At 47.6% G+C, this 10,549-nt stretch carries 14 protein-coding genes; 9 read left to right on the forward strand and 5 right to left on the reverse strand.

Annotation, left to right across the window (positions count from 1 at the left end; genetic code table 11):
- From B3D59_RS08105 to B3D59_RS08145, 9 genes are all read left to right on the forward strand, one after another.
- The coding region (locus tag B3D59_RS08105; RefSeq protein ID WP_286818833.1) for a hypothetical protein at positions 1–190 on the forward strand (190 nt) is incomplete at its 5' end.
- Between the two features lie 308 nt (positions 191–498).
- Positions 499–849, forward strand: a complete 351-nt coding sequence (locus tag B3D59_RS08110; RefSeq protein ID WP_277002485.1) for a zinc ribbon domain-containing protein YjdM — start codon at positions 499–501, stop codon at positions 847–849.
- A 202-nt stretch (positions 850–1,051) separates the two neighbouring features.
- On the forward strand, positions 1,052–1,363 hold the full coding sequence (gene rplU, locus B3D59_RS08115; protein ID WP_286818835.1) for a 50S ribosomal protein L21: 312 nt from the start codon (positions 1,052–1,054) through the stop codon (positions 1,361–1,363).
- A gap of 53 nt (positions 1,364–1,416) precedes the next feature.
- The gene (gene rpmA, locus B3D59_RS08120; RefSeq protein ID WP_004074461.1) at positions 1,417–1,671 is read left to right on the forward strand and encodes a 50S ribosomal protein L27; all 255 of its coding nucleotides are present in this window, start codon (positions 1,417–1,419) and stop codon (positions 1,669–1,671) included.
- Positions 1,668–2,681 carry a GTPase ObgE gene (obgE, locus tag B3D59_RS08125; protein ID WP_286818837.1) on the forward strand — a complete coding sequence of 338 codons (1,014 nt, stop codon included), beginning with the start codon at positions 1,668–1,670 and terminating at the stop codon, positions 2,679–2,681. Before rpmA ends, obgE begins: the two co-directional genes overlap by 4 nt.
- 24 nt (positions 2,682–2,705) lie before the next feature.
- A complete protein-coding gene (nadD, locus tag B3D59_RS08130) occupies positions 2,706–3,350 on the forward strand; it encodes a nicotinate (nicotinamide) nucleotide adenylyltransferase (RefSeq protein WP_286818840.1) in 645 nt (214 codons plus the stop codon).
- The gene (gene rsfS / locus B3D59_RS08135) at positions 3,347–3,739 is read left to right on the forward strand and encodes a ribosome silencing factor (protein ID WP_286818841.1); all 393 of its coding nucleotides are present in this window, start codon (positions 3,347–3,349) and stop codon (positions 3,737–3,739) included. Before nadD ends, rsfS begins: the two co-directional genes overlap by 4 nt.
- Positions 3,729–5,279, forward strand: coding sequence for a 2,3-bisphosphoglycerate-independent phosphoglycerate mutase (gene gpmI / locus B3D59_RS08140; protein WP_286818842.1), 1,551 nt, complete (start codon positions 3,729–3,731; stop codon positions 5,277–5,279). Before rsfS ends, gpmI begins: the two co-directional genes overlap by 11 nt.
- Positions 5,280–5,326: 47 nt before the next feature.
- Positions 5,327–5,839 carry a type I restriction enzyme HsdR N-terminal domain-containing protein gene (locus B3D59_RS08145; RefSeq protein WP_286818843.1) on the forward strand — a complete coding sequence of 171 codons (513 nt, stop codon included), beginning with the start codon at positions 5,327–5,329 and terminating at the stop codon, positions 5,837–5,839.
- Positions 5,840–5,903: 64 nt separating this feature from the next.
- On the opposite strand, the gene B3D59_RS08150 is transcribed toward B3D59_RS08145, so the two are convergent.
- The 5 genes from B3D59_RS08150 to B3D59_RS08170 form a co-directional block, all read right to left on the reverse strand.
- Complete coding sequence (locus B3D59_RS08150) at positions 5,904–6,602, reverse strand: Fic family protein (protein ID WP_286818845.1); 699 nt, start codon at positions 6,600–6,602, stop codon at positions 5,904–5,906.
- A gap of 13 nt (positions 6,603–6,615) precedes the next feature.
- Positions 6,616–7,293 carry a zinc ribbon domain-containing protein gene (locus B3D59_RS08155; protein ID WP_286818847.1) on the reverse strand — a complete coding sequence of 226 codons (678 nt, stop codon included), beginning with the start codon at positions 7,291–7,293 and terminating at the stop codon, positions 6,616–6,618.
- Between the two features lie 113 nt (positions 7,294–7,406).
- Positions 7,407–9,437, reverse strand: coding sequence for a pyruvate carboxylase subunit B (locus B3D59_RS08160; protein ID WP_286818848.1), 2,031 nt, complete (start codon positions 9,435–9,437; stop codon positions 7,407–7,409).
- Positions 9,438–9,472: 35 nt separating this feature from the next.
- Positions 9,473–9,682 carry a hypothetical protein gene (locus tag B3D59_RS08165; RefSeq protein ID WP_004074453.1) on the reverse strand — a complete coding sequence of 70 codons (210 nt, stop codon included), beginning with the start codon at positions 9,680–9,682 and terminating at the stop codon, positions 9,473–9,475.
- 55 nt (positions 9,683–9,737) lie between these two features.
- The coding region (locus tag B3D59_RS08170; protein ID WP_286818853.1) for an acyl-CoA carboxylase subunit beta at positions 9,738–10,549 on the reverse strand (812 nt) is incomplete at its 5' end.

The following is a 10,549-nucleotide window of genomic DNA, read 5'->3' on the forward strand; positions in this document are numbered from 1 at the left end:
CTCGGTCTCCTTGAACAACGTCGGCGAAATTGAGCAATCGCTAAAAAAATACCACAAAGCAAAAAAAATTTTTCGGGAAGGATTAAATATCGCCCGAAAATTATCCAAAGAATTTTCTGAGTTGGAAGCCTACCGAAGCCTTGAATCCCATTTTAGAGCTCGATTGGACGATCTTGAAAAAGATTCCTGAAACCATCTGCGGAAAATCACTTGATACTGTCCCATATCCGCATTGAAGATGGGCTTGCATGTAACAAATTGGCAAAAACTGTTTGACTCAAATCGAGCCCCCCTGATATACACACAACATGCTGTGTGTATATCAGGGGGCGGTAATATTCTATACGTCGAAAAACGTTTGGCGCCTTGTTAAACAAAAAGCAAGTTCCCATCCCTATATATACGGAAAGAAGGCTTCATTTATATTTCATCGTGATAGACGTTTCACGGCATGAAATTTTTTTTTAAACCTTTATACAATCAATCGGAAATTTTGCTATGTCAGTTGAAAAGAATATGTGTCCCAAATGTAATTCACCTTATGCCTATCCTGATGGACTCCTGTGGATATGCCCGGAGTGTGCTCATGAATGGACACCTGGTCAGGCGGCCGATACACCCTCGGAAGATGGACCACGATTCCTTGATGTCAACGGCAATCCTTTGCAGGATGGCGATACGGTAACCACCGTCAAAGACCTTAAGGCAGGGAAGGACACAATCAAATTGGGCACAAAAGTCAAAAACATCAAACTTCTTGATGACCCCGTAAATGGTCACGATATTTCCTGTAAGATTGAAAGATTCGGTGCCATGTACCTTAAATGCGCTGTTGTTAAAAAGGCATAAAAAAAGAGATTTGCTCCATTCCGGAAGGATGGTTTTAAATGCTTCAATCATCTGAAAAAGAGAACGAAAAAATATTATCAGTAACCGTCACCGGATAGCATGGAAATCAAAAATGAATTGACAATACAGGCAAATAGTTATATTATGCGGAGTTTTTTTTAAGTACCCGATATATGATGTCAGATTGTAAGGAGATAAACCCATGTATGCAGTAATCAGAACCGGGGGCAAACAATACAAGGTCCAGGAAGATCAGGTTTTAAAAGTTGAAAAGCTTGAAGGCACCGAAGGATCTGAAATTGAATTTAATGATGTCCTGTTATACTCCGATGGTGAGACCGTAACTTTAGGGGCACCCCAGATAGAGAATGCAAGCGTCAAAGCTTTTATCGTGGAACAGGGCCGAAGCAAAAAACAGCTTGTATTTAAATACAAACGGCGCAAAGGCTACCGAAAAATGAGAGGTCACAGACAACACTACACTGAAATCAGGATTAACTCCATTTCAGCTTAATTGTTTGTCCTTAAGGTATAAATTTGTAACGTGTTAATGAAAGAGAGAGAAGCATGTCACATAAAAAAGCAGCAGGCAGTTCAAAAAACGGTCGTGATTCAAACTCCCAGCGGCGGGGCGTGAAAAAATTCGGCGGCGAGCAAGTCACCGCCGGCAATATCATTATTAGACAGTGTGGCACCAAAATCCATCCCGGCAACAATGTCGGTATGGGCAAAGATTATACCATTTTTGCCAAGATCGACGGTGTCGTGACCTTTGAAAGAAAAGGTCGTGACAGAAAAAAAGTCAGTGTTTATGAAGCGTGAAATTTGTTGATGAGGCCATTGTTATGATCAGGTCCGGAAGTGGCGGTGCAGGGTGCGTCAGTTTCCGGCGTGAGCGTTTCATAGAAAAAGGCGGGCCTGACGGCGGAGACGGCGGCGATGGGGGGGATGTCATCCTCCGGGTGGATCCTTCAAAACGGACCCTGTATGATTATCGCCGCCAAAAAAACTTACGTGCACAAAACGGAGCTCCAGGCTTAGGTCGGCAGAAGCGTGGCAAAAACGGCAGCCACTGCTATTTATCACTTCCTCCTGGTACCATTGTTTTTGATGCGCAAACCTCACAGGTCCTTGTCGACCTCACTGATCCCGACAAAGAAATAGTTATAGCCCAGGGCGGCATGGGCGGACGGGGCAATAAACGGTTTGCCACATCCACCAACAGGGTGCCCAGATTTGCCCAACCCGGAATCCCGGGCGTTGAGATGAAACTTCGCTTAGAGCTCAAACTCATGGCAGATGTCGGGCTTGTAGGGCTACCCAATGCAGGCAAGTCCACCCTGATTTCAGCCATGTCAGCGGCCCGTCCCAAAATTGCGGATTATCCCTTTACCACACTGACCCCCACCATCGGCATGGTGGAACCGCCCTTTGGCGAACCCTTTGCCGTAGCCGACATTCCCGGGCTGATTGAGGGTGCCCATGAAGGCGTGGGCCTTGGGATAAAATTTCTTAAACATATTGAACGTACCGGTATTCTGGTTCATCTTATTGATTCCAGCGGCATTGATCCGGAAAATCCGTTGGAACAATTTGCGCTCATCAACAATGAACTGGCAATGCACAGCGATACCCTGGCAAACAAAACCCAGGTTGTGGTTCTCAATAAAATTGATCTTACGGGCACTGAAAACCGGATTGAGGCCTTTAAAAACGCTTTGCCCGATCAGTCTATTTTTACCATTTCCGCAGCTACGGGCAAAGGCGTTAAAACCCTGATCAAACACCTGGCTCAACTGCTTCAACCTGCAGTACCTGAAGACAAGGAATAGTGCCGGGCAACGGATACAGCCAAGATGAATGCAGGACTTTTCGGCGGCACATTCAATCCCATTCACAACGGCCATTTAGGCATTATCCAATATGTCAAGGCGCATTATGCCTTTGAGACAATCATACTTTACCCGTCAGCCCTGCCCCCCCACAAACCGAACCTTAACCTGGCTTCCGCCCGGGACCGCCTTACCATGGTAAAACGCGCGATAAAAAATCTAAATGGGTTTCAGGTGTCTGACATTGAACTGCAGCGTAAAGGTCCGTCATTTACCATTGACACCATATCCCAGTTTAAAACCATATTTGGCAGCCACACCCGTTTTCATCTGCTTTTAGGCTCGGATGCTTTTTTTGACACGCCCTCTTGGAAACAGGCCAATAGAATTTTTGGGGCACTGCCCGTGATCGTGATGCAGCGCGGTGAAAGAACCGGCATGGAACCTTATGCTTCCTTTATTGACGAGCACGTTTCAAAAGGCTACAAACTTAAGAACGATAATATTTTTGTCCATGACCGGCTTTTTCCGATCCGTATCTGCAATGTTCCAAGAATTGATATATCATCGACACAGATACGGAACCGAATCAAATCCGGCAAATCTATCTCAGGACTTGTACCTGAAGATGTTGAGACTTTTATCAGAACAAAGGATTTATATAAATGATCGCCCTCCAAGAGGAATATATCCCCTATCTTGCCCCCATATTTGACCGAAAACCCAAACGCGTAACCGCACTGATGGTCAGTGAATTAACCTCCTACACAGACATGGTGGTGATTGTGGAAGCCGGATCAAGCCGGCAGGTAACCTCCCTTTCCGAACATATTATAAAATCCCTTAAGGAGGCAAAGATAAAGACTTTAGGTACAGAAGGGGTCAAGGAAGGCCAGTGGGCGCTGCTTGATTTCGGGCACCTGATCATCCATATCTTTGAATCCGATGCCATGGCATTTTACGACCTTGAAGGACTTTGGAGTGATGCCGCACCGGTTGATCTCTCCGAATTTGGTAGGCAAACAGAAACAGATATGGATGATGACGATGGGTTCTGAAAAAAGACCGGTCAATATCTTGATGATACTTGACGGCTGGGGGATCAACCCATCGGAAGAAGGCAATGCAGTGGCCGCCGCCAATACACCGTTTCTGGACAGGCTCATAGACGAGTGCCCAAACACAACCCTTAAATGCTGCGGTGAGGCTGTGGGACTTCCCGACGGTACCATGGGAAACTCCGAGGTAGGCCACATGAACATCGGGGCCGGCAGGATCGTGGCCCAGGATTTTGTCCGGATCAACACGGCCATCCGGGATAATAGTTTTTATTCCACCCCGGCCCTTGTTTCAGTTATGGACAAAGTTAAAAAGACAAACAAAAGTCTTCATCTTTTGGGATTGCTTTCCGATAGCGGGGTTCACTCCCACATCAATCACCTGTTTGCTTTAATAAAAATGGCCAAAAATAAGGGCATTACCCGGGTTTATATCCACCCCATCATGGACGGCAGGGACACCTCTCCCACATCCGGCATTAAATTTCTAAAACAGCTTGACGAAAAAATCCAGGATATTGGCACAGGAAAGGTGGCGACCATGACCGGACGCTTCTGGGCCATGGACAGGGACACCCGCTGGGAAAGGGTACAAAGAGCCTATGAACTTTATACCCAAGGTATAGGCGTTGATGCATCCAATCAGTCACCTGTCCAAGCCATACAGGCCGCCTACGAGAGGGAAGAAACCGATGAATTCATCAAACCGGTATACTTTTGCCCAGGCAATGAAGGAAAAATTGAAGAAGGCGATGGCCTTATTTTTTTCAACTTCCGGGCCGACCGGGCCAAGGAGATCACCCGGGCATTCACGGAAAAAACCTTTGACGGTTTTGAGCGTACCACCTGCCCAAACCTTTGCGATTTTGTGTGCATGACCCAGTATGACGAACACTTTGATCTGCCTGCAGCCTTTGCCCCCGAACATCTGGACAAAATTTTCGGGCAGATCCTAAGCGAAAATAAAATTTCCCAGCTTCGCATTGCAGAAACTGAAAAGTACGCCCATGTCACCTATTTTTTTAACGGCGGTGATGAGGCGGTTTTTGACGGGGAAGCGCGTATCCTCATCCCCTCTCCCCGGGATGTTGAGACCTATGACCAGAAACCTGAAATGAGTGCGGACAAAGTGGCGGAAAAAGCCTGCGAGCAGATCCGTTCAGGCAAATTTCAATTTGTGGTGCTTAACTTTGCCAACATGGACATGGTTGGGCATACCGGTATATTTGACGCGGCGGTAAAGGCATGTGAAACCGTAGACAGCTGTGTAGAAAAAGTGGTGGAAGCCATCTGGGAAACCGGTGGTACCGCTTTTATCACCGCAGACCACGGCAACTCAGAACAGATGCTGGCCCAGGACGGATCCCCCCATACGGCCCATACATTAAATCCGGTAAGATTTATTGTTGCAGCCAAACCAGCACCTGCCATCAGCCTTCTGGACGGCAAACTTGGAGATATTGCGCCAACCATACTCAATGTTCTTGGAATAGCGCAGCCTTTCGAAATGACAGGTCAATGCCTGATCCAAGATAAATAAATAAAACAATATCAATAATAATTTTTTAATTTAACAGTTTATTAATTATGACACTTGATCAAGTTACCGACTATATTACCGGCAAAGAAATAGACAATGTCGGCGCTGAAGCCAGCCGACAGATTTTTGAAAAATTCCTGGTGGAGAGCAAAGGATACGCCAAATCAGATGTTCTTGTGGACGTCCCTCTGACCGTCCAGTTCAAGGGCGAAGACTATCCATCCGTAATTGATCTGATTGTAAGGCTGGAAGAGCGCCCCTTTATGGCCATCACCTGTGTGGCGGGGTCTATTGGATCCTATGAAAGGGAAATCCTGGCCGGTGCCAGACTGGTTTATGACCATATCATTCCCTTTGCCATATCCACGGATGCCAGAGACGCCATTATCAAGGATGCCTGCACAGGAAAAACCATCGGACATGGACTTGACGCCATTCCGGATTATTCCCAGGCCCAGGCCATTCTAAAGAAAATTGAATCCACGATCCTTGATCCGGATAAAAGAAGCGGTGAGATGATTATCTACCGATCTTTCAACATAGAAAAGATCAACAAATAACGACTTAGGATTCGATGCCCTGGCTAATGGGGGGGGGGTGGAAACATTCGCTCTAAAACATGAATCATCGAGGATGAATCTTCATATCCTCAATGATTCTGGTGTCCAGACAGGAGCGGATGAATTGATTCATCGGTCCTTGGCTATTGGTTTCATAGAATTCCAGCATCAGAGTGTTGAATTCCAGTTTGCGTTTTGCCGGAATATTGATCCCGGGAAATCCATTTTGAAGAAGAAACCCGTTCATTACAAAACGGCCGGTGCGTTTATTCACATCATGGTAGAACTGATTTCGAGCCATTACCAAAAAATAATGGATTGCCCGGTCATATACATCACGATATTCAACGGCACTTGACAGCATCAGATTAAACTGTTCCGCTAACTGCCCTGCCGTGGGGGGGGTATAGGGGGTGCCGGCAATAGTGACAATGCCGTCCCTGAATTTTCCCCAGGTCATCGCATCTTCTTTTGCCGCTATCTTGTGAATCTCATTAACCGTTGGAATATCGACTTTAAAATTATTGTCCTCAATCACGCTGAAAATGTATCTCCAGGCTTCTGCCTGATTCAGCGCGACCTGCTGATCCGAAATCTTATGACCGCCTACGGTTATCCCGTCAAGCAGGGTCTGAATTTCAGGAATCGTGAAATTCAGACCTTCCAGGTTTACTGCATCACACACAAACTCGGGCAGCATTCTTTTCGTGTGCATCAATGCCCGGTTTTTATCGGGGTGCATTCCCCAATAACGGTCCTGCATAGCATTTGCCTTCTTATGCCCGGGGCACATCCTTTCCGCAATGTTTGCATACGGTGGCCCGGTTTTTAATGATCTCGGCACAAAAAGGGCATTCCCGGGTAAAATGGCGTTCATGAAGCTGTTCAATTGCTTTTTTCACCCCTTCCTGTAATACCGGGGTCGGGAACTTATGGTTGATCAAATGCTCCACAGCCGTTGCATCACCTAACTCACCCACCATGTCTACGGCTTTCAGCCTTGCCTTGGGCGGAATTTTTGGGTTCAGACAGATCTTTAAAATCTCATCCCAGTCTTTGGAAATGTAATAATCCGTGAGGATGGAAAAGGTCTGTTTCATCAGCTCTTGCCGGGCTTGTTCCGCCACAAGCGCCGCATCATCCAGAACAGAACCTGTACCGCCCAGGGGACTGAACACGGGCATGTATTCAAAATTCTTGGCGCCTGGCTCGCAAAAACATCTGTACGAGGCGGGTGCTTCCACTGAGTCCATCATATGCTGCCAGCCCTTTTTATAAGAAGGACAGTCATCGTTAAAACAGACAAAAAGATAGGGGGTCTGCCAGCCCAAACCGTCTGAAAAATTGATAGGCGGGATCTCCCACAGGGTCATGACCTCATCGCAATGAGGACAATGGGGTTTTTCCATTTTTAGATATTTTTCAAGCAGTTCTTCTTTGGTTTCAAATGCCATTGTTTTCTCCTTATGATAGTGGTGCCGGATCACACACCGGCATCAACTATCATAATAAGCACAGGGGGATGGTTGTCAAACCATCCCCCTCCCCCTATTGTGTTCTATTTGAGTTATTCTATGGTTGCCAGTACATCATCCTTGGCCACTGAATCACCTGTTTTAAAATTAATGGCGGTAATGGTTCCGTCGACTGTTGCCAGCAGGGCATTTTCCATCTTCATGGCCTCAATCAAGACAACGGTATCGCCTGCGTTCACCGCATCTCCCACATTTTTCGTATACTTGACAATCATGCCGGGCATAGGTGCCAAAACAGGCGTCCCGGAGCCTGCCGGTGCAGCAGGTTTGGGTTTTGGTGCAGGTGCGACCGATTTTGCTGATGGGGGCTTCGGAGCCGATACTGCAGGGGGTGCAGGAGGTGTTGGTGCTGCAGGGGCAGACGGTGCAACAGGAGCTGCCGCAGGTGCGGCGGAAGCAAGGGCGGCATAGGAAATCATTGGAGAACCACCCACTTCATCGACACCAACCTCAAAACATTCACCGTCCACAAATACATTAAAGGTTCTGGCAAACTCGCTTTTTTCAGGAAGATCCCCAGCAGGTTCAATGAGCTTGCCTGCTTTGGCCTTTTTAATCATATCCTCTTGTTTTTTAACATCTTCCAGGGTAATGGGTTTGACCGTGTCAGGCACCTGTTCCTTACCGTATTTTTGCATCAGGTATTTTTTGCCGGTTACAGGGAACAGGGCACAGAGAATAAGATCCTCATCATCCACAGCCAGATCGCCGATCTCTTTCCTGGCTTTTTCAAGTTCCGGCGTCAAAACTTCTGCCGGACGGCAGGTGATCGGCTCTTCGCCTCTTTCATAGCCCTTGAGCGCTTTTTTCTGCACTTCAGCATCAATGGGAACTGCTGTTTTGCCGTACAGGCCGTAACATAAATCCTTGACCTGGGCCGTAATCATTTTGTAACGCTCTTCCTTGGTGTCAAAAAGCACATTGTTCACCGTCTGGGTACCCACAATCCGGCTGGTTGGCGTTACAAGGGGAATCTGTCCCAGTTCTTTCCTGACCCTGGGCAGCTCTTTGTACACCGCATCAATTTTGTCCAGTGCATCCATTTCCCGAAGCTGTTTTTCCAAATTGGCGCGCATGAAGTCAGGTGTCTGGTGCATAAGCACATTGATATCAATCAGTGAGAGCTTGGTGTCATCCAGCAGATGCTTATACTTGGGTATCACATCTTTTTCCAGGGTCTCATTGATCCGGGTAAGTGCCTTGATATCAAGTCCCGTATCCCGACTTGTGCCCAAAAGGCTCATCACAAGAGGCTCAAGTGCTGCATGGGATGTTCTGTATGCATAAGGGGTCATGCAGGTATCAATAATATCAACGCCTGCCTCTACGGCCTTGAGATGAGTCATGGGGGACATGCCCGATGTAAAATGGGAATGCAGGTGAATCGGGGGCTTAACTTCTGCTTTCAGCGCTTTTACGAGCTCAAAGGCGTCATAAGGGGCCATCAATCCTGCCACATCCTTGATGCAGATGGAATCGGCACCCATATCCTCAAGGACTTTGGCCTTTTTCAGATAATACTCCAGGTTATACACATCTCCGCCCAGGCGTGGCTCTGTCAGTGTATAGCAGATGCAGCCCTGGAAATGTGCACCACACAATTTGATTACGGGTACAACGGTTTCGAAATTTCTGTAATCATTAAGGGCATCAAAGGTCCTGAAAATATCCAGCCCGTTTTCCACGGTCTTTTTAACAAAAAGTTCGGCCAGGTCATCGGCATAATTACGGTACCCCACAAGGTTTTGGCCGCGCAGCAGCATGGAAATTGGCGTTTTCTTGAAATACCGTTTCAGGGTGCGAAGCCTTTGCCAGGGGTCTTCGTTGAGATACCGATGCATGATGTGAAAGGAAGCGCCGCCCCAGACCTCCACGGCCCAGAATCCGATTTCATCCATCTGCTCGGCCACAGGAATCATATCTTCGGTACGGCCCCGGGTGGCAAACAATGACTGATGGCCATCTCGCAGGGACAGATCCTGAATTTTCAGGGGATTTTTTACCTTTGGTCGCGTTTCTGAATAATCCATCTCAACCATTTTAACTTCATTGTGATCGGTCATAATATCCTACATAAATTATCTTTTATTGTATTTTATCATTTCAGCATTCTTTGCCGTATCATTGCGTTGGCATTCATAATTGCCTGCCGTCCGGAAAGGCCCCAAAGGTTGATCTGGCCAACCGGGGCAGGTTTCACCGCAGCATTGGAAGCCTGTTTTTGCAGTGCAATAATGGCTGCCTCTTCCTGCGTTCTGATGTACATCTGAACAGCAGCCATGGCAGCAGCCAATTTTTTGTTTTTCATAAAAAAGGTCTCCTTGGCCATAACCGGTTTAGCGGATTAAGCTATCCCATGGCTGTTATACAGGAATATTTCCGTGTTTCTTGGCCGGCCGGAATTCCCGTTTGGTTGCCACAGCCTCAAGGGCATCTATGAGCCTTGGCCGGGTTTCACTCGGCACGATCACCGCATCCACATATCCCCTTGCTGCGGCACAATAGGGATTGGAGAACTGGGTATTGTACTCGTCTATTTTCTGTTTGCGCATGGCGGCCGGGTCCTCGGCATTTTTAATCTCCCTTGCATGGATGACGTTTGCCGCGCCTTCAGCCCCCATGACCGCCACCTCGGCCATGGGCCAGGCAAAGGCCATGTCCGCACCAAGATGCCTGGAGCACATGGCGATATATGACCCGCCGTAGTCTTTTCTTGTGATCAGCAAAAGCTTGGGCACCGTGGCCTCGGAGTAGCACCACANNAGAAGTTTTGCCCCGTGCCGGATAACCCCCCCCCACTCCTGGTTGGAACCGGGCAGATAACCCGGCACATCGGCAATGGTAAGCATGGGAATGTTAAAGGCGTCACAGAACCGGATAAAGCGGGTGGCCTTATCAGAAGCGTCAATATCCAGGCAACCTGCCATAACCATGGGCTGGTTGGCAATGATGCCGATGGGACGACCATTGAGCCGGGCAAAACAGATCACAATGTTTCTGGCAAAATACTGGTGGGGTTCAAAAAAGTAGCCGTCATCCACAATAGCGACAATAACCTGTTTGACATCATAGGCCTGGTTGGACTTGTCCGGAATAATGGTATCAAGGACCGGGGCCATGCGATACGGTGAATCGTCCGTGGGTTTGATCGGCGGATCTTCCATGTTGTTGGACG

It is taken from the genome of Desulfobacter sp. UBA2225, from assembly GCF_002348205.1.
In the GTDB taxonomy this organism is placed as follows: Bacteria; Desulfobacterota; Desulfobacteria; order Desulfobacterales; family Desulfobacteraceae; genus Desulfobacter; species Desulfobacter postgatei.